16 protein-coding genes are annotated in these 19,038 nt (G+C 35.8%); 7 read left to right on the forward strand and 9 right to left on the reverse strand.

Annotated elements, in window-relative coordinates; genetic code table 11:
* Nucleotides 1–69: 69 nt before the first annotated feature.
* Together WG904_RS07195 and lat are read left to right on the forward strand one after the other, a co-directional pair.
* Nucleotides 70–1,206: a serine hydrolase domain-containing protein gene (locus WG904_RS07195; protein WP_339578638.1), complete on the forward strand. Its 1,137-nt coding sequence runs from the start codon at nucleotides 70–72 to the stop codon at nucleotides 1,204–1,206.
* 361 nt (nucleotides 1,207–1,567) lie between these two features.
* Entirely contained in the window at nucleotides 1,568–2,899 is a 1,332-nt protein-coding gene (gene lat, locus WG904_RS07200; RefSeq protein ID WP_339578639.1) for an L-lysine 6-transaminase, read from the forward strand.
* Nucleotides 2,900–3,028: 129 nt separating this feature from the next.
* Here lat and WG904_RS07205 read toward each other — a convergent pair whose 3' ends face one another.
* The 5 genes from WG904_RS07205 to WG904_RS07225 all read right to left on the reverse strand — a co-directional run bounded on the left by WG904_RS07205 (nucleotide 3,029) and on the right by WG904_RS07225 (nucleotide 8,369).
* Complete coding sequence (locus WG904_RS07205; protein ID WP_339578640.1) at nucleotides 3,029–4,909, reverse strand: redoxin domain-containing protein; 1,881 nt, start codon at nucleotides 4,907–4,909, stop codon at nucleotides 3,029–3,031.
* Nucleotides 4,910–4,922: 13 nt separating this feature from the next.
* The gene (locus tag WG904_RS07210) at nucleotides 4,923–6,284 is read right to left on the reverse strand and encodes an acyl-CoA dehydrogenase family protein (RefSeq protein WP_339578641.1); all 1,362 of its coding nucleotides are present in this window, start codon (nucleotides 6,282–6,284) and stop codon (nucleotides 4,923–4,925) included.
* A 146-nt stretch (nucleotides 6,285–6,430) separates the two neighbouring features.
* A complete protein-coding gene (gene bshB1, locus WG904_RS07215; RefSeq protein ID WP_339578642.1) occupies nucleotides 6,431–7,147 on the reverse strand; it encodes a bacillithiol biosynthesis deacetylase BshB1 in 717 nt (238 codons plus the stop codon).
* A gap of 96 nt (nucleotides 7,148–7,243) precedes the next feature.
* A complete protein-coding gene (locus WG904_RS07220; protein ID WP_339578643.1) occupies nucleotides 7,244–7,738 on the reverse strand; it encodes a glutathione peroxidase in 495 nt (164 codons plus the stop codon).
* A 7-nt stretch (nucleotides 7,739–7,745) separates the two neighbouring features.
* On the reverse strand, nucleotides 7,746–8,369 hold the full coding sequence (locus WG904_RS07225; RefSeq protein ID WP_339578644.1) for a DUF4294 domain-containing protein: 624 nt from the start codon (nucleotides 8,367–8,369) through the stop codon (nucleotides 7,746–7,748).
* 109 nt (nucleotides 8,370–8,478) lie between these two features.
* Here WG904_RS07225 and WG904_RS07230 point away from each other — a divergent pair, with 109 nt between their 5' ends.
* The 5 genes from WG904_RS07230 (at nucleotide 8,479) to WG904_RS07250 (ending at nucleotide 16,090) form a co-directional block, all read left to right on the forward strand.
* Nucleotides 8,479–10,692 (forward strand): RelA/SpoT family protein, encoded by a 2,214-nt coding sequence (locus WG904_RS07230; RefSeq protein ID WP_339578645.1) that lies wholly within the window; start codon nucleotides 8,479–8,481, stop codon nucleotides 10,690–10,692.
* 133 nt (nucleotides 10,693–10,825) lie between these two features.
* On the forward strand, nucleotides 10,826–11,317 hold the full coding sequence (locus WG904_RS07235) for a Fur family transcriptional regulator (protein WP_339578646.1): 492 nt from the start codon (nucleotides 10,826–10,828) through the stop codon (nucleotides 11,315–11,317).
* Nucleotides 11,318–11,346: 29 nt separating this feature from the next.
* A complete protein-coding gene (locus WG904_RS07240) occupies nucleotides 11,347–12,621 on the forward strand; it encodes an adenylosuccinate synthase (RefSeq protein WP_339578647.1) in 1,275 nt (424 codons plus the stop codon).
* An 83-nt stretch (nucleotides 12,622–12,704) separates the two neighbouring features.
* A complete protein-coding gene (locus WG904_RS07245; protein WP_339578648.1) occupies nucleotides 12,705–14,807 on the forward strand; it encodes a response regulator in 2,103 nt (700 codons plus the stop codon).
* A 32-nt stretch (nucleotides 14,808–14,839) separates the two neighbouring features.
* Nucleotides 14,840–16,090 carry an anthranilate synthase component I family protein gene (locus tag WG904_RS07250; RefSeq protein WP_339578649.1) on the forward strand — a complete coding sequence of 417 codons (1,251 nt, stop codon included), beginning with the start codon at nucleotides 14,840–14,842 and terminating at the stop codon, nucleotides 16,088–16,090.
* A gap of 33 nt (nucleotides 16,091–16,123) precedes the next feature.
* Here WG904_RS07250 and WG904_RS07255 read toward each other — a convergent pair whose 3' ends face one another.
* Genes WG904_RS07255 through WG904_RS07270 form a run of 4 tightly spaced genes read right to left on the reverse strand, consistent with a single transcriptional unit; the run spans nucleotide 16,124 to nucleotide 18,994 of the window.
* Nucleotides 16,124–16,945 (reverse strand): M48 family metallopeptidase, encoded by an 822-nt coding sequence (locus WG904_RS07255; RefSeq protein WP_339578650.1) that lies wholly within the window; start codon nucleotides 16,943–16,945, stop codon nucleotides 16,124–16,126.
* Between the two features lie 55 nt (nucleotides 16,946–17,000).
* Nucleotides 17,001–17,648: a glycerol-3-phosphate 1-O-acyltransferase PlsY gene (gene plsY, locus WG904_RS07260; protein WP_339578651.1), complete on the reverse strand. Its 648-nt coding sequence runs from the start codon at nucleotides 17,646–17,648 to the stop codon at nucleotides 17,001–17,003.
* Nucleotides 17,649–17,700: 52 nt separating this feature from the next.
* Nucleotides 17,701–18,543 carry a carboxylating nicotinate-nucleotide diphosphorylase gene (gene nadC, locus WG904_RS07265; RefSeq protein WP_339578652.1) on the reverse strand — a complete coding sequence of 281 codons (843 nt, stop codon included), beginning with the start codon at nucleotides 18,541–18,543 and terminating at the stop codon, nucleotides 17,701–17,703.
* Between the two features lie 52 nt (nucleotides 18,544–18,595).
* Nucleotides 18,596–18,994 carry a DUF4783 domain-containing protein gene (locus WG904_RS07270; protein WP_339578653.1) on the reverse strand — a complete coding sequence of 133 codons (399 nt, stop codon included), beginning with the start codon at nucleotides 18,992–18,994 and terminating at the stop codon, nucleotides 18,596–18,598.
* Nucleotides 18,995–19,038 lie beyond the last annotated feature (44 nt).

The following is a 19,038-nucleotide window of genomic DNA, read 5'->3' on the forward strand; positions in this document are numbered from 1 at the left end:
GTCAAATTTTTTAGAAATTTATCAAAGCTTTCATTTTCAATTAGATGAATGATTAAGTATATTTATCGTATGATTTCAAAAAAATTACTTTCTACACTTTGTCTATTACTGTTCTCTGGGATCACCTTTGCTCAGTTTACACAAGCAGAAGCAGAACTACAAGAACTTGTTAAAAAAACCAATGCCGTAGGCTTAGCCGTTGCTGTGGTAAAAAAAGGAAAACTCATTTACACCCACTCCTTTGGTTATAAAGATTTAGAAAAAAATATCCCGCTAAGTGATAGTGATATTTTTAGAATTGCTTCTATCTCAAAATCGTTTTCTGCGACTACAATTATGCAGCTTGCCGAAGCCAAAAAATTAGCCTTAACAGACGATTTTAGTAAATTAGTTGGCTTTAAAGTTAGAAATCCAAAATTCCCAGAAACCGTAATCACGCTAAAAATGGTACTGTCCCATACCTCGAGCATTAACGATAGCGAAGGTTATTTTAATCTAGATGTAATTAATCCCGAAAAGGGGAAAAATTGGGAGAAATGCTACAACAATTACGAACCAGGCAAGGGATATATGTACTGCAATCTCAATTTTAACATGATTGGTACGGTAATAGAAAAAATAACAGGCCAACGGTTCGATGGTTATGTAAAAAAACAAATATTAAGTCCGCTGGGACTATACGGCGGCTACTGGGTCGAATCGCTCCAGCAAGATCGCTTTGTAACGCTTTATGAATACAATTCAAACTTAAAAAAATTCATGCCGTCTCCTCTTGCCTATGCTCCACGAACCGAAGAAATTAGTAATTATGTGTTAGGCTACAGCACTCCTATTTTTTCGCCAACTGGAGGAATGAAAATTTCGGCGACAGATCTTGCAAAATACATGACCATGCACATGAATTATGGCAAATACAACAACAAAAGGATTATTTCTAAAAAGAGCTCAAAATTAATGCAAACTAAAGTGTCAGACGAAGAAAGTTATGGGTTGGCAATTCGAGAAGACAGCACTTTTATACAGGGAAAATTATTGAAAGGCCATACGGGTTCTGCTTATGGACTATTTAGTTCCATGTTTTTTGATCCGAAAGAAAAATTTGGCATCGTAGTTATTACAAATGGATGCGACCCCAAATATACAAGTGGAAAAAATGATATCCGCAAATTGAGTTCAACCCTCTTATATAACGCGTTGATTAAGTAGACCCTATTTAGACATTTCTTTACCTACATTTTCCACAGTTTGTGCAAAAGTTTTACGCAAATTAAAACCAACAAATACTTAGCTTGTTATCATAAATAACAATGATAAAAAAGTCCTGTGAACGGGTGATCCGTGAAGGGCAGGCACACCATAAAATCACTCGATTTGCACAAAATCAGCTTAGGTTCGTGACAGCACGGACCTATTTTTTTTCAACATTTTCGAAAAATTTAGCTAATTATTTTCAAAAACATACTTTAAAACGTTTAAACCTAGATTTTGCTTCTTTTATTAAAATAGTGCTTAAATTGGAAAATTAGGCACTTTTTACTATTTTTGAAGATACCAAAACTTAAAATTCATGTACCAACTTAGCATCGCTCCAGATCAGGTAAACCAAACTTTAGAACAACATATTTTGGCCGACGGTTTCGACCTCACTTACGATATGGAAAAAAGTGAAGGCGCTTATATTTACGATTCGAAATATAACCGTAAACTGTTAGATTTTTTCACATGTTTTGCATCCGTGCCCTTAGGCTATAATCACCCAAAAATGGTTAATGATGAAAACTTTAAAAAAAATCTTCTCTTGGCTGCAATGGCAAACCCATCAAACTCAGATGTGTATACTCAACAGTATGCCGAATTTGTAGCTACATTTTCTAAGGTTGGCATCCCTTCATATCTACCTCATGCATTTTTTATTGCTGGAGGCGCATTAGCGGTAGAAAATGCCATTAAGGTTGCGATGGATTGGAAAGTTCAAAAAAACTTCGCCAAAGGCTATAATGAAGAAAAAGGCTTTAAAGTTTTGCATTTCGAAAAGGCCTTTCACGGTAGAACAGGATATACCCTTAGTTTAACCAATACTTTACCCGATAAAACTAAATGGTTTGCAAAATTCGATTGGCCAAGGGTGAGCATACCTCAAGTTAAATTTCCTTTAATCGGCGATAATTTAACTCACGCTATACAAACTGAAGAAACCTCAATTGCTCAAATCAAAAAAGCTTTTGCGGACTATAAAGACGAGATTTGCGCCATCATTATCGAACCTATTCAATCTGAAGGGGGCGATAATCACTTGCGCGAAGAATTCTTAATTCAACTTCGCCAACTGGCGGATGAAAACGAAGCTTTCTTAATATACGACGAGGTACAAACTGGTGTAGGTTTAACCGGAAAATTTTGGTGCCATCAACATTTTAGTGAAAAAGCGCAACCAGATATTGTTGCTTTTGGGAAAAAAATGCAGGTATGTGGAATTCTAGTAGGGAATAAGGTAGACGAAATTGAAACCAATGTGTTTAATGTACCCTCAAGAATTAATTCTACATGGGGCGGTAATTTGGTTGATATGGTACGTTCAACTCAAATTTTACAAATTGTAGCCGAAGATCAGCTGTGCGACAATGCAGCTAACGTTGGAGGATATTTAACTTCAAAACTGAGTGATTTAGCTCAGAAATATGATAAAATGAGTAATGTTCGTGGTCGAGGTTTATTAACCGCTTTCGATTTCCCAACCAAAGAAATGCGAAATGCATTTATCCAAAAAGGAATAGAAAACAATGTGATGTTCTTAGGTTGTGGAAATCAAACCATCCGTTTCCGTCCGGCCTTATGCATCGAAAAACAACATATCGATTTGGGAATAGAGGTAATGGAGAAAATATTGCCGACGTTATAACGTTTTTTTACCATCTTAGATTAGCTAAATTTTTTCTCACCACCTTAGATTACCTTGGCACACCTTAGTCTGGAGTTTTCTAAGGTGTCTAAGGTGGTAAAAAGAAGGGCTTTACGCAAAACGCTGTACTTAACGCTCCAACAAATCTTTAATTTCCAAAGCCAATTTCGGCTGCATAATCGGCCCTTCAAAGCCAACCGTTTTATACTGAATAATCCCTGCTTTATCGATGATAAAGGTTGATGGAATTGTGGTTACATTAAACGCTTCAGCCAGTTTTCTATCATTATAATAAATTGGGAAAGTAAATTTATTCTGCTTTACCCATGCGATCGCATCTTGCAAAGTATTTTTCGAACCTGAGTTCATAATCATAAATACAATATTTGGATTGCTTTTATATTGGTCATATACCTTTTGCATATATGGAAATCCTTCAATGCAGGGAACACACCAAGTGGCCCAAAAATCGAGCACGACTACTTTTCCCTTTAATAAGGTAGGGTCTACTAATTTCCCTTGCATATCGTACACGTTCGTGAAAATTGGTGCTGCTTCATTTACTTTCGAGCTTTGCAATTTTGGCAGATTATCCTTCTCCCAATCGTGTTGTAGGGATAGCAATTGTTGGTCAAATCCATCAGCTTTGCCGGTGTAGCTTATATAGGTTCGCCTAAAATTTTGCACCATCAACGAGTCGACAGGCATTTTCAATAGAATCTTCCGATAAGCATCAAAAGCCAATTTTGGCCTATTCGTTTGTTCATATAAATAAGCCAAATTATGATAAACCTCGATATTTTTCGACAATGCCATTGATTCTGTTAAGGTTTTTTCAGCTAAAGCATATTTTTTTTGCCTAACGTAAATATTGCCAATTATCGATAAAATCTCTCCTTTTTGCTCTTCTATTAAGGCAGGCCTATTGGCTACATAACCGGGAATATAATTGTATTCTGGAAAATATCTGATTACTCCAAATGGGTAATCATTTACCATGCTTAACGCCCTTTCTGCATACATTCTAGCGGAATCGAGTGCTAAGCCATTTACAGTTAATGTACTTGCCAACTCTTTTAATTCTTTCGCTAGCCAAGGGTTTTTAACCGAAGCCACTCCGCGTGCATGCAACAATGCTTTATGCTCGTTTTTTTGCTTCGCATAATACTCGAAAAGATTTTGATGAATACCAGATAGGCTTGAACTCTCTCCCTCAGTTTGATAGCCTAATAAATTCTCTAACTTCTTAATTTTCTCTGCCTCATTCTTTGTTTTATAAGCCTGTTCATATAAAAATTCATATGCTACTTCCGATTTCGGGTATTTCTTTAAAAGCATATCTCTTAAGGTATCAATCAATGCATTTTGCCCTAGAATTAAATATCCCATGGTAACCTGGTTAATATTTCCCATTTGAGTTGGGTTTTCTTGCAGTTTCTTATCCACCAATGCTAAACCCTCTCTTAAATAGCTAGAAGCATTTGCCTTATCATCAGCCATTTTATTAGCTAACAATTTTAATTTTGCCGCATAGTTGTTTGGGTATAATTCTATTTCTTTCTCAATAAATTGGTTGGTTTTTATTTTCAGCGAGTCGGCGGTTCTACCCATTTGGGCCGCTAAACTATACGATTTATATAAATAGGTATCAAATACAGGTTTATCTTGCTTGTAAAATACAATTTCGTAATGATTTTTGGAATCTGGCCGATAAATACTATCGCCTTGCTTAATGTAAAACGAAGCGTACTTTGCATATCGGGGTACAAGGAAAGAGGTTTGCCATTGCTCGCCATTTAGCTGAAGCGGTAAACTATTTGGCATCTCAAAAAAATTACTGTAGCTAAAAACTAATATTGGGGCTACTACTTTGTTTTTAGCATTAAAACTAATGGTTAGGGTTTGACCAATTTCTGGTTTAGCAGGGTCAATTTTAATCAGTTCTTTCTGAGCAACGCTCGAAAAACCAATACATAACAAGAAAATAAGGAAAGAATAACGTAAAATCATACGTTAAAAATAGTTAAACAAAAGCAGAAAACCCAGTGATTGCTCGTCCAACAATAAGGGTGTTAATTTCTTTCGTTCCCTCATACGAATAAATCGCTTCTGCATCGGCAACAAAACGAGCTACATTATACTCAAGTAAAATACCATTACCCCCCATTACTTCCCTTGCCTTACTAACCACATCGCGCGTGCGCAATGAACAAAATACCTTTGCTAACGAAGCATGCTCATCGGTTAATAGGCCTTGATCTTGTAATTGTGATAATCTAAAGCACAAGGTTTGCATGGCGGTTAAGTTAGAAAGCATTTCTACCAAATGATTTTGAATTAACTGAAATGAAGCAATTGGTCTGCCAAATTGTTTTCGTGTCTGTGTATATTTCAATGCTTCTTCATAAGCACCCCTGGCACAACCAACGGCCTGCCACGCTACTCCGGCCCTCGTCATTTTTAATACTTTGGCCGTATCTTTAAACGAATTAGCATGTTGTAAGCGATCCATTTCTTCTACCTCACAATTGCTTAGCGTAATTAAGCCGTTTTGAACAATGCGTAGGGCCATTTTATCCATCATTTTCTCAACATTAAAACCTGATGTTCCTTTCCGCACTAAAAAACCCTTTACTTCTCCATCGTCCAAATCTCGAGCCCAAATGATAGTTACATCAGCAAAAGTGGCGTTGCCAATCCATTTTTTCTGACCATTTAAAATCCACTTTTCCCCTAATCGTTTACAGGTTGTCGTTAATCCACCCGCTGCAGCCGAACCCACCTCTGGTTCTGTTAACCCAAATGCGCCAATTAGTTTAAATTTTTGCATCGCTGGCAACCACTGTTGTTTTTGCTCTTCTGAACCACACAAATAAATTGAACCCATAGCCAGGCCACTTTGAACACCAAAAAAAGTAGAGATTGAAGTATCAATCCTTGCCATTTCCATAGCTAAAATGCCTTCCATTAAATTTGATTTACCTGGACATCCATAGCCTTTGTAGGTTAGTCCACAGATATTAAGTTCGGCAATCTTAGGAATTATATGATAAGGAAATTCTGCTTTCAGCCAATATTCATTTACTATAGGTTTAATCTCTTTCTCTAGGAAAACTCTAACTTTCAATTGCAATTCTCGATCTTCATCTTTCAAAGCTTCATCACCTAGGTGGTAAAAATCGCCTTCAATTGGGGGTAATTCTCTTCTTTTTTCACCTTTATCGATCATCTTCATCATCCCATTTAGCTGTTTATCATCTAGTAAAGAGATGGTTTCTACCATTTTGGGCAAGTTTACTTTTTTCGATAAAGCTTCGAGCTGATTAAAGTCGATATGCTTAAAAAGCTGATATACACTTTTAAGAGAAGAGAATAGATTTGCCATAACTGTTAATTTAAGTTATAACAAAGAATATGGGGTTTTGTTAGTCCGAAAGGGTTTGGCACGAAAGACCTAACGTACTATTTTTATATTGCTTTATTCTTAAGAACTTGCATTCCCAATTTCACATCGATTACCCAACTACCCGACTACAACAAGCTAAACAAATTTTCTACACCCAAGAGCTTCCTAGAGGTAAATCCTTCACCATATTTAGTGCCAATACTTTTTCCGAACTCCCGAGAACGGCCAATTACCGCTTCTAAAAATTCTGGGGAAGAAATGTAGGTTTGTGGCTCGCTGGAGTCTTGACTATCAAATTGTGTTTTAAAGGCTCTGATACAGGCCGTTTTTTGCTCGATAAATTCAGAAATATCGATAATAATATCTGGTTTGATGTACCGATCCTGAATGTATTGAAGAATTAATCGAGGTCGCCAGGCATGTTGTTTTACGCCATCAAGATAGGTTTCGATTTTTAATAATCCTGAAAGAAAAATCGCATCATTAGCTAAATCCCCTGCTCTACCGTGGTCGGGATGACGATCGTGCAAAGCATTGGTTAATATAATTTCTGGCTGATACTTACGTACCATTTTAATCACTTCAAGTTGATGTTCTTCGTCATTCTTAAAAAATCCATCCTTAAAACGCAAGTTTTCACGAGCATGTAAGCCTAAAATTGCAGCAGATTCTTTCGCTTCTTCATCCCGCGTTTCGGCAGTACCACGCGTACCCAATTCGCCTCTCGTAAAATCTACAATGCCAACTTTCTTTCCTTCTGCAATATGTTTCAAAATCGTTCCCGAACAGCCTAATTCAGCATCATCTGGATGAACCGCAAACACAAGTATATCTAATTTCATCTATTTTTATTTTGTTCTTAATTTTCAGATGTTCCTTTACATATTAAAATAAAGATATCCCTAGATATAATTAATGATGATTTTAACATGTACGGTTCATAATAAGCGTTGAATTTTCTTTTTAATTCTTGATGAACCGGGTTTCGTAAACGGGTAAAAATAATCGACCACCTCACCTTTCCTATTAATTAAATATTTATGGAAATTCCACCTTGGCGTAGAATTGAATTGCCCATTTAACTTTTTATCCATAAGAAATTTAAAGAGTGGATGAGCCGCTTCTCCTCTTACCATAATCTTTTCAAAAACTGGAAACTGCACTCCATAGTTTATTTCACAAAATTCGCTGATTTCATCCCCATCTAAGGGTTCTTGATTGCCAAAATCGTTTGATGGAAAACCCAACACCTCAAAACCCTGATCGGCAAACTCGGCCCTTAAGTCCTGTAATTCTTTTAACTGAGGCGTAAAGCCACAGCCACTGGCTATATTTACAATTAATACTACTTTACCTGAATAGGCAGACAATGTTTGGTCCTTCCCATTTAATAATTTAAGTTTAAATGGATATATTGTTTGATCAGAATTCATTTATGGATTATTGATAATAACCAGAGTTAACAATGATAGCTTCAATGTCTCTGTCTTCGGTAGCACTATAGGTGCTCTTAAGATTATGCCCAACTACTCGTGCTATTAACTGGTACGAAAATGCAGCAAAACCGCCTTTAGTTTCTTTTACGATATCGTAGGTTGTTCTACCAACTTCTCTATTGATTAATTTAGTTAATATCTGACCTTGAGTAATGGTTAACTCTTTTATTTCTGTGTTAAACATTTTCTTAATCTCATCATCACATTGTTTCACCAATTTCTTTTGTGATTTTCTATCTACGGTAATCGCCAAATCTCTTTCCAATTGCTCGTACCTATTCTTTGCATATAGCGCATAAGGCATTACTTTTAAAACATTATAGCGTAATCTATTAAAAGCAGCCTGGTCTTCTGCAGATTTAAATGTTCTAACGCCAACAATAACAACTTCCTTTAGTATAAACCAAGGTATCATATAGCCATTTTCATTGGTTGCCAATACGCGCACCGTATCATTCTTTCCAAGTACCGGATAAATTGCCTTTACATTCGACATATTCTCTTGTGCACCTAGCTTGCTGCTTGCAATGATGACAATAAACAGAATAAAGAGTTTAGAAAATTTCATAAATTTATGCCTTTACAAAGTTAAAGCTAATTTTATATATTCGTTTAACTACATTCGAATATAATCTTTTATTACCTAATTTACTACATTTTTTACCTAATAAAAACAAATGAAGACAACTTTAGTGATTGATTTAGAAGCAGAGAAGCAAGAAATCTTAAAAAGATATCGAGCGTTGCTACGTGCATCAAAATCTACATTACAAAAAGGAGATAAAAAAGAGATCAGAAAAGCGTTCGAAATGGCCTTAGAAAGCCATAAAGACATGCGCCGTAAATCTGGAGAACCCTACATTTATCACCCGATTGCTGTTGCTCAAATTGCTGCCGAGGAAATTGGCTTAGGTACAACGTCTATTGTTTGTGCATTATTGCACGATGTAGTAGAGGATACAGACATTACATTAGACGATATTGAGCGTGAATTTGGTAAAAAAACAGCTAGGATTATCGATGGGTTGACTAAAATTTCGGGGGTATTCGACTACAATAGCTCGTTACAAGCCGAAAATTTTAGAAAAATGCTCCTCACCTTGGCCGATGATGTAAGGGTAATTTTAATTAAACTGGCCGATCGATTGCATAATATGAGAACCATGGATTTTATGCCGAGGCAAAAACAACTTAAAATTGCTTCTGAGACCATTTATCTATATGCCCCATTAGCTCACCGACTAGGTTTATACGCTATTAAATCGGAACTTGAAGATCTTTCGATGAAATACCTAGAGCCCGACACCTATAAATATATCGCAACGCAACTGAATGAGAAAAAGGCCGAGCGTAATTTATTTATTCGAACCTTTGTTGAGCCAATTAATGAAATTTTACTAGAACAGGGTTTGGTTGCAAGTGTGTACGGCAGACCAAAGTCTATCCATTCTATATGGAATAAAATGAAGAAAAAGAACATTCCTTTTGAAGAGGTATATGATCTTTTTGCCATTCGAATTATATTAGATAGTGCTCCTGAAAAAGAAAAAGCAGATTGCTGGAAAGCCTATTCGATTGTTACCGACTTGTATCGTCCAAACCCAGATCGTTTGCGCGACTGGGTGTCGTCGCCAAAAGGAAATGGATACGAATCACTGCATACCACAGTTATGGGGCCAAAAGGACAGTGGGTAGAGGTTCAAATTCGTACGCAACGGATGAATGAAATTGCTGAAAAAGGCTTTGCCGCTCATTGGAAATATAAAGAATCAAGTAATGATAATGGCCTAGATCAATGGATTCTGAAAGTTCGAGAAATGCTAAGTAATCCAGAAGCCAATGCGCTAGACTTCTTGGATGATTTTAAAATGAACCTTTTTTCTGATGAGATTTTTATTTTCACCCCAAAAGGAGCTTTGCTCCAACTGCCATTAGGTGCAACTGCACTCGATTTTGCTTTCGAAATCCATACCGATGTCGGGGCTCGCTGTATCGGTGCAAAAGTTAATCATAAGCTAGTTCCCCTTTCTTATAAATTACAAAACGGCGATCAAGTAGAAATCATTACCTCTGGAAAACAGGTACCAAAGGAAGATTGGCTTAACATTGTCGTAACGGCAAAAGCAAAATCGAAGATAAAATCTTCCTTAAAAGAAGAAAAGAGAAAAATTGCTGAAAACGGAAAAGAAACACTCGAACGTAAGCTAAAATCATTAAAAATAACTTATAATACAGATAATTTAAACAAATTAACCTATTTTTTTAAGCTTCAATCAACTCAAGACCTATTTATTGGGGTTGCAAATGGAAAAATTGAGCTTAAAGACTTAAGAGAATACCTAACAAGCGAAAAAGAAGTCGAAAACCGTGGCTCAGATTATAAAACGAACGATGGCCAGCATATCGAAGCCTTATTAAATAAAGTTAAAGGTCCTGAATCAGATATTTTATTAATCGGAGAAGACCTGCAAAAAATAGATTATACTTTAGCAGTGTGTTGTAATCCCATTCCGGGCGATGATGTATTTGGTTTCGTTACGGTTAATGAGGGTATCAAAATCCATCGCACCAATTGTCCGAATGCAGCACAGCTGATGGCAAATTATGGGTATAGAATTGTTAAAGCCAAATGGAACCGCCAACAAGAACTTACTTTCTTAACTGGTCTACATATTGTGGGTATTGACGATGTTGGCCTAATCAATAATATTACCAAAGTAATTTCTAATGATTTTAAAGTAAACATGCGTTCGATCACGGTTGATACTAATGATGGAATTTTTGATGGATCAATTAAAGTATTCGTTAATGATAAAGAACATTTAGACGAATTGATCGTAAATTTACTAGAAGTTAAAGGTGTTACTGGTGTAACCCGATTTGATGCGTAATTTTTGGCCTGAAAGCTGCAGGCTTTATTCTGGATTTATTTATTAACAATATTTGCACGATGTTAATATTAATCGGAGCAATCCCTTTAATCTGTGTAATCATTTCTATACCTTTGAAGAGGAGTTTAACACTATGTCTGGACAGAATACCAATGAGTTGGTCAGAAAAATTTTTGAAGCCTATCTCGAGAACAAAAACCTGAGGAAAACGCCTGAACGTTTCGCTATTTTGGAAGAAATTTATTCAAGGAATGATCATTTTGATGTGGAAACCCTATACATCCACATGAAAAACCAAAAGTACCGTGTAAGTAGGGCTACAGTTTATAACACCTTAGAATTACTTGTTTCTTGTGATTTGGTTACTAAGCACCAGTTTGGCAAGAACATGGCACAATTCGAAAAATCGTATGGTTATCACCAGCACGACCATGTAATTTGTATCGATTGTGGAAAAGTAGTCGAATTTTGCGACCCACGTATCCATCAAATTCAAAGCATGGTAGGCGATTTATTAAAATTCGACATTAAACACCACTCGCTAAACCTATATGGGATTTGCTTCGATTGCAGTGCCGCAGCGACTATAAAATCGGCAGCTGCCCAAAAACAACATGCTAACTAATTAATAATCTATTTCTATAATTTAAAATAATGACGCAAGTAGACGTACTACTAGGCCTACAATGGGGCGACGAAGGAAAAGGGAAAATTGTTGACGTACTAAGTCCACATTACGATATGATAGCTCGTTTTCAAGGAGGTCCGAACGCAGGGCACACTTTAGAGTTTGATGGTAAAAAATTCGTATTAAATACCATTCCATCGGGTATTTTCAATGAAAATATCATGAATTTAATCGGTAATGGTGTTGTAATCGACCCAATTATTCTTAAAAGAGAACTAGATAATTTAAAAAAAGCTGGGCATGATCCAGTTCGTACTGGAAAGCTAGTACTAGCACGTAAAGCGCACTTAATTTTACCAACTCACCAATTATTAGATGCAGCCAATGAACAAAAGATGGGTGCTGGAAAAATTGGTTCAACGTTAAAAGGAATCGGTCCAACCTATATGGATAAAACCGGTCGTAATGGTTTGAGAGTTGGGGATACCACCCTTCCTAATTTTAGAGAGAAATACACTAAACTTGTAGAAAAACACAAAGAAATACTTTCTCATTACCAATTCGAATACGATTTAGCTGAAAAAGAAGCTGCATTTTTTGATGCCATTGAATTTATTAAAAATATACCGCATGTAGATAGCGAGCATTTTGTAAATGGCTATTTAAAAGAAGGTAAAAAAGTGTTGGCAGAAGGTGCTCAGGGAACATTGTTAGATGTAGATTTTGGTTCTTACCCTTTTGTTACTTCATCCAATACCACCACAGCTGGTGCCTGCATAGGCTTAGGGATTGCCCCAAATAAGGTTGGCAGTGTATTCGGGATTTTCAAAGCGTATTGTACTCGTGTTGGGGGCGGGCCATTTCCAACCGAGCTTGATAATGAAGTAGGCGAAAATTTACGTCAAATTGGCCACGAGTTTGGTGCTACAACAGGAAGAGCTCGTAGATGCGGGTGGATTGACTTACCTGCTTTAAAGTATGCGATAATGCTAAACGGTGTAACCGATCTGATCATGATGAAAGCCGATGTATTAGATAGTTTTGACACCATTTATGCTTGCACACACTACGAATATAATGGAGAAATTATCGATTATATGCCGTATGATATCATTTCGATCCAACCTAAACCTATTTTAAAAGCCATTGAGGGTTGGAAAACAGATTTAACTAAAATAACAACTATAGCTGAAATCCCTAGTCAGCTAGTTAATTATATTTCCTTTTTGGAAAAGGAATTAGAAGTTCCAATTAAATTTCTTTCGGTTGGACCCGACCGAACGCAAACCTTAACCTTATAAAAAAAATCCTCCGACTAAAAGTCGGAGGATTTTTTGATTTAAATGCTATTTATCCACTATATTTATTCTCTAAAACTAAATTAATGCGGATCCTCTCAAGCCTAAATACTTACTATAGATTACTGGTATTGATTATAGGCACAAGCGCATTATTTTTTATCCTTTACGGTTCGCTATACTTTTACACTTTAAAGCAAGAAAAAGCTGTTTATAAATCAACTTTAATGGAATATGAGAACGAAATTAACTCAATATTTCAATTAAATGCTAAATCGCATAACTCTTCAAACTATTATGTTAGCTTTTGGACAGAACTTGTTGAATTTACAAAAACTAAAGACCAGAGCTGGTACAAGGAGTTTATCGAAAGTGAATTTGAATCTTATCAAGTAGACTTTTTAGGTGTTTATGACCTAAACAATCAATTAATTTCGAAAACAGCTACCCCCAAAGTTAACAGTGGGAATTTTATCCCAAAAGAAGCATTTCAAAGTCTTTATAAAGAAAAGATTATGAAATTTTACTTGAAAGTTCCAGAAGGAATAGCAGAAGTGTATGGCGCTACGATCCACCCTACCGACGACCCTAAACGAAATAAATATCCACCAGCAGGTTATTTTATCATGATGCGACTGGTAGATAAAGATTTCATTAAAAACCTTGAAGAAATAAGTAGTTCTACCATCACCATTGTGCAGAAAGACCCGGTACAGAATGAAGACAGAAACTTGATAAGTGTAAATCTAAATTTAAATAATTGGAAGAATGAAAATATTGCCGACTTACAATTTACCCGTTCTTTTACCTTAAATTTCAGTAATACCAAAAAAATTCTAAATATAATAGTTATTGCAACCCTATTAAACCTCTTAATATACCTATACTATTACAAAAAATGGGTGTATTGGCCCATTAAATTGATTACAAACATTCTGGAGAGAAAAGACGAAAAATCTATTTCTAGTTTAAAAAAGTCGAGAGATGAATTCGGTCATATTGGAAATCTCTTCGAAGAAAACAATAATCAACGCAAGCAATTGGTTATAGCTAAAGAAAAGGCCGAAGAAAGCGATAAACTTAAATCGTCATTTTTAGCCAATTTATCTCACGAAATTAGAACGCCCATGAATGCAATCATGGGTTTTAGTGATCTATTAAGGGATGGAACACTAAACGAAGCGGAAAAAGCAAATTACCTAAAAATAATCAGGAATAGTGGGAGTAATTTAATTGGCATTATTGAAGATTTAATTGAAATGTCGAAAATCGATTCCTTGCAAATTGTACCGAATTATAAATCCATTAACCTAGATAAATGCATTTCAGAACTCTATTCGTCTATTAAAATAACCATACCTGAAGAAAAGGAAGTTAGTTTTACCATTCAAAAAAATCAAAAGACCCTCGAGAAAAATATCCTTACCGACGAAATTAAATTTAAACAGATTTTAACGAATTTAATTACAAATGCTATTAAATTCACAAATAAAGGGTATGTTACCGTTGGTTATACGGTAGATGAGATACAAGAAAGTGTTAAGATTTGGGTCGAAGATACGGGATTAGGCATTGATGAAGATAACCAAAAAATAATATTCGATCGTTTCAGACGGATTGAAGACGACTTTACTATTGCCATTAGCGGGTTAGGTTTAGGGCTGTCCATAACTAAAGCCTATGTCGAATTACTTGGTGGCACCGTATCGGTAACATCAACACCAGGCAAGGGCTCGATTTTTTCATTCACCATTCCCTTAAAATACGAAGAGCCAACAGAAGAAAATATTAAATTAAAACAAGCTCAAAAAGGCATTGGCAAAGGAAATGAAACCATTTTAATTGCAGAAGACGACGATATCAATTTTTTATTATTGGAGAGGATTTTACAATTAAAAAATTACAGCATCATAAGGGCAACAAATGGGAAGGAAGCTGTTGAAATATGCGAAGCTAATCCAGAGATAGACCTTGTATTTATGGACATTAAAATGCCGGTTATGAATGGCTTTGACGCGTTTGACAGCATTAGAAAATCAAACTTAAATATGCCCATAATTGCCAATACTGCTTATTCTTCATCAGAAGATAAAGAACAGATCAAGAAAGCAGGTTTTACAGATTATATTTCAAAACCTTTGAATAAGGCCCAAATCCATCAACTTTTAGATGGGATTTTTGGAGGGTAATTACACTTAGTTATTTACCTTTGGCACGTAATATGAATACACAAAAATCGAGTATTATCAAACAAAAGGCATTGCAATGGGCGAATACCTATTCCGTTTGTTGCTGTCTCGATTCAAATCAATACACCGACCCTTACACACAGTACGATTACTTAATTGCAGTTGGAGCAAAAGACGAACTACGTATTACAAATGGAGATTCATTTCAGGCACTACGAAATTTCTATGAAAAACATAAAAATTGGATTTTTGGCTTATTTAGCTACGAACTTAAAAACGAAATTGAACAATTAATTTCAATACATACAGATAAATTAGATTTCCCAGATTTATTCTTCTTTGTCCCTACCTATCTCTTAGCCATTAAAAATGAAAAAATAATGGTGCTAATTGGCGATGAATCAGTGCTTAACACGATCTATCATACAAAAATTGATTTTTCTACTGTAAAAACTAATTTAACCCTCGAAAGCCGTTTTAATAGGAACGATTACATCTCCACCGTTAAACAATTGCAGGAACATATTAAGCGAGGTGATATCTATGAGATTAATTTTTGTCAGGAATTTTTCGCAGAGCATGCAATTATTAACCCAATAGCAGTTTATCAATCCTTAAATACTATATCTCCAACACCATTTGCTGGTTTTTTTAAGATTTATGATAAATTTATTTTATCGGCTACTCCAGAACGTTTCTTATGCAAACGTGGAAACAAGTTGGTTTCTCAACCCATAAAAGGTACGGCTAAACGAAGTGGAAACACGATTGAAGACGAAAAAATCAAAGCTGATTTAAAGTCGAGCGCCAAAGAACAAGCTGAAAATGTTATGATTGTGGATTTAGTTCGCAACGATTTAACCAAAAGTGCTGTAAAAGGTAGTGTTAAGGTGAATGAGCTCTTTGGAATTTATACCTTCCCACAAGTTCATCAAATGATTTCAACGATAAGTTGCGAATTAAATCCCGAAGTACATTTTATCGATGCCATTAAAAATACCTTCCCTATGGGTTCGATGACAGGGGCTCCAAAGATAAAGGCAATGCAACTGATCGATCAGTATGAGCAAAGTAAACGAGGTGCTTTCTCTGGTTCATTTGGTTGTATTAATCCCAATGGGGATTTCGATTTCAATGTAATCATCCGCAGCATTTTATATAATGCAACTAACAACTATTTATCTTTTCAAGTTGGTGGTGCTATTACCTATGCAGCTAACGCGGAAGAAGAATATGAGGAATGCCTTTTAAAAGCATCTGCGATTTTGAAAGTATTAAATTAGCTAATCAGCACATTTGCCAATTAGCTAATTAACTTATCTTCCTTTATAATACTTCATCGCCTCTGGTAAAGCCCGCTGTATTCTAGCAATCCTTGTATCGTCGGCAGGGTGAGTACTTAAAAATTCAGGTGGTTTTGATGATCCTTCACTTGCCGCCGCCATCCGCTGCCAAAAAGCAACTGCAGTTTGTGGATTATAACCCGCCATCGCCATAAACGATAAACCTAAACGATCTGCTTCTAATTCTTGATTACGTGAATTAGGCAATATATAACCTGCTTGCGCACCAATTCCAAATAACTGATTAACGGTATTTTGAGTTGCCTCAGATCTACCACTTGTAGCAACCCCAACTACAGCACCGCCTAGTTGTGCTTTTAACATGGTTGATGCTCGCTCAACAGAGTGTTGAGCAATTGCATGCGCTATTTCATGCCCCATTACTGTTGCCAAGCCGGCATCATCTTTAGTAACAGGTAAAATTCCCGTATAAACAGCAACTTTACCCCCTGGCATACACCAAGCATTTATCTCCGAACTTTGGATTAAATTGAATTCCCACCTGTAATTTTTTATTTGTTCTCCATATCCATTGTCATTCATGTATTTGGTAACAGCAGCAGCGATATTAGCGCCTACACGTTTTACCCTTTGCGTTTCGATCGAGTTTGTAACTACTTTGGTCTGTGGATCACTCAAAAATTGAGAGTAACCAATAGCAGCTTGTTGTTCTAAATCGGCAGCACTTACACCAAATGTGGTAACTTTACGACCCGTTAACGGTACTACAGAAGTTGAACAAGAGGCTAGTGCTAAAGTAATACTAGCTAGGCCTATAGTTATTAATTTTTTCATTTCGGTAAATTTTATGAATGAGAGATCTTAAATTTAAAGACTTAACAAAGAACTTTTAGTTTTGTTTCTTTTTAAATAGGTAAACTTTAGATTCTTTGCCTTTTAATAAGCGCTCTAGGTTTTTCTGGTGGGTAACTAAAATGAGCAGGCATACACAAAACCCATATAAAACTTCAGATTTAATAGACGATTGGAGTATAAATACAGTTACTATTGGAAAGGTAAAACCCGCACAAATGGAACTAAGAGATACATATTTAGTTGTAATTAATACCGTAACAAACACAAGCACACACAACATTGCGGCAGTAGGGTTAACTGCTAAAATCATCCCAAAAAGTGTCGCTACGCCTTTCCCACCTCTAAAACCTGCAAAAATTGGAAATAAATGACCCATTACGGCAATTAACCCTAATGCAAGCTCGTAATTCACAAATTGAGTTGAATTTGCAGCCCCAGTTACCGATAAACCGATAAAATAAGCCAGTTTAGTTGCTGTATAGCCCTTAAAAATATCGATTAGCATTACAGATATTCCTGCTTTTTTCCCCAGTACTCTAAATGTATTGGTAGCACCTGCATTTCCACTCCCATATTCCCTAACGTCGACACCATAAAATGCCTGACCGAGCCAAACCGCTGTAGGAATAGAACCAAAAAGATAAGCAACAATTAAGGCTGAAATGGAATAGATCGAAATCATAGACCTACAATAATACTAAAAAAATAAGATTCAACAGCTTAGAATTTTGTGATTAGCATGCTTTTAAACTTAAATCTAAGCTTTTAACCGAATGTGTTAAAGCACCCATAGAAATATAATCCACCCCACATGCTGCATAATCAGCAACATTACCTTCAACAATACCACCTGAAGCTTCCGTTATAAATTTCCCATTAACAAGCCGTACCGCTTCTTTTAATAGTGGTAATTCAAAATTATCGAGCATAATTCGTTGAACATTGCCAACGGAAAGTACTTGTTTAAGTTCGTCTAGATTTCTTACCTCAATTTCAATCGCTAAAGCCATGCCTGTTTTAACCAAATATTGATTTGCTGCCTCTATTGCATTAGCAATACCACCTGCATAATCAACATGATTATCTTTAATCAAAATCATATCGTACAACCCCATTCTATGATTTACCCCTCCTCCAATTTTAACTGCCCATTTTTCCAAATAGCGTAAGCCGGGTGTAGTTTTACGTGTGTCTAAAACTTTAGTTTGATAAGGTGCCAGCAAGTTAACAATACGATTGGTCTTGGTGGCAATTCCACTCATTCGCTGCATACAATTAAGCACTAGCCGTTCAGACAATAATATCGAATGTGTACTTCCCTGTACGGTAAGCACAATATCTCCTACTTTTACCGCACTGCCATCCTGAATATATGTAGTAACTACTAATTTAGAATCTATTTGATTAAAAATTTCTATTGCAAGTTCAACGCCAGCTAAAATTCCGGCATCTTTAACAATTAACTGGGCTTTACCTTGTGTACCTAAGGGTATGGTCGATAATGATGTATGATCTCCATCGCCAACATCTTCGGCAATGGCATTTTTGATAAATAGATCAACTAGTTTTTTATCCAAAGCATTTAATTTAAGCTACAAAATTAAAAAATTAAGCCATAAAATGCTAAACTCAATCCTTTTCTATTCTCAATTCGGTGATTAAGAAAACATTAGAAGTTTTATGAAGCATTAAGGTTACATTAACCCTAAATTTTGAATTCTTGGTTTGAAGAGAAATAACCCCATATCTATATTTTGGATTGCTATTTACTGCATGAACAATTGAAGTCTTAATTGGTGGATTTTTAACAAAAAAATCTTTTAAAATTTGTTCGGCCTGTGCTTTACTGTATACATCTTCTTGTTCAATAATGAGTAGTTCTACAGACGATGAGAAATTTTTGGCAATTTCTTTCGAGTTTCCATTTTTAAATTGTACAGCCAAATCTTCTAAAATATCAGCTTGTATGCCACTATTAGCAGGAAAATAAAAGAATATGAAAAATACGAAAAGTAGCGGTTTCATCATGACGTGTTAAATCACGATTAATGCAGCTAAAATTATGCCATAAT

Source organism: Pedobacter anseongensis (genome assembly GCF_037482965.1).
Lineage (GTDB): Bacteria > Bacteroidota > Bacteroidia > Sphingobacteriales > Sphingobacteriaceae > Pedobacter > Pedobacter anseongensis.

Excerpts from the sequence above, each read along its gene's own strand:
- WG904_RS07220 (WP_339578643.1), bottom strand. The coding sequence starts at position 7,738 with ATGAATTCTGATCAAACAATATATCCATTTAAACTTAAATTATTAAAT.
- WG904_RS07235 (WP_339578646.1), top strand. The coding sequence starts at position 10,826 with ATGTCTGGACAGAATACCAATGAGTTGGTCAGAAAAATTTTTGAAGCC.
- WG904_RS07270 (WP_339578653.1), bottom strand. The coding sequence starts at position 18,994 with ATGATGAAACCGCTACTTTTCGTATTTTTCATATTCTTTTATTTTCCT.
- WG904_RS07255 (WP_339578650.1), bottom strand. The coding sequence starts at position 16,945 with ATGAAAAAATTAATAACTATAGGCCTAGCTAGTATTACTTTAGCACTA.
- WG904_RS07230 (WP_339578645.1), top strand. The coding sequence starts at position 8,479 with ATGAAGACAACTTTAGTGATTGATTTAGAAGCAGAGAAGCAAGAAATC.
- WG904_RS07195 (WP_339578638.1), top strand. The coding sequence starts at position 70 with ATGATTTCAAAAAAATTACTTTCTACACTTTGTCTATTACTGTTCTCT.
- lat (WP_339578639.1), top strand. The coding sequence starts at position 1,568 with ATGTACCAACTTAGCATCGCTCCAGATCAGGTAAACCAAACTTTAGAA.
- WG904_RS07210 (WP_339578641.1), bottom strand. The coding sequence starts at position 6,284 with ATGGCAAATCTATTCTCTTCTCTTAAAAGTGTATATCAGCTTTTTAAG.
- WG904_RS07205 (WP_339578640.1), bottom strand. The coding sequence starts at position 4,909 with ATGATTTTACGTTATTCTTTCCTTATTTTCTTGTTATGTATTGGTTTT.
- WG904_RS07240 (WP_339578647.1), top strand. The coding sequence starts at position 11,347 with ATGACGCAAGTAGACGTACTACTAGGCCTACAATGGGGCGACGAAGGA.
- WG904_RS07250 (WP_339578649.1), top strand. The coding sequence starts at position 14,840 with ATGAATACACAAAAATCGAGTATTATCAAACAAAAGGCATTGCAATGG.
- bshB1 (WP_339578642.1), bottom strand. The coding sequence starts at position 7,147 with ATGAAATTAGATATACTTGTGTTTGCGGTTCATCCAGATGATGCTGAA.
- WG904_RS07245 (WP_339578648.1), top strand. The coding sequence starts at position 12,705 with ATGCGGATCCTCTCAAGCCTAAATACTTACTATAGATTACTGGTATTG.
- WG904_RS07225 (WP_339578644.1), bottom strand. The coding sequence starts at position 8,369 with ATGAAATTTTCTAAACTCTTTATTCTGTTTATTGTCATCATTGCAAGC.
- plsY (WP_339578651.1), bottom strand. The coding sequence starts at position 17,648 with ATGATTTCGATCTATTCCATTTCAGCCTTAATTGTTGCTTATCTTTTT.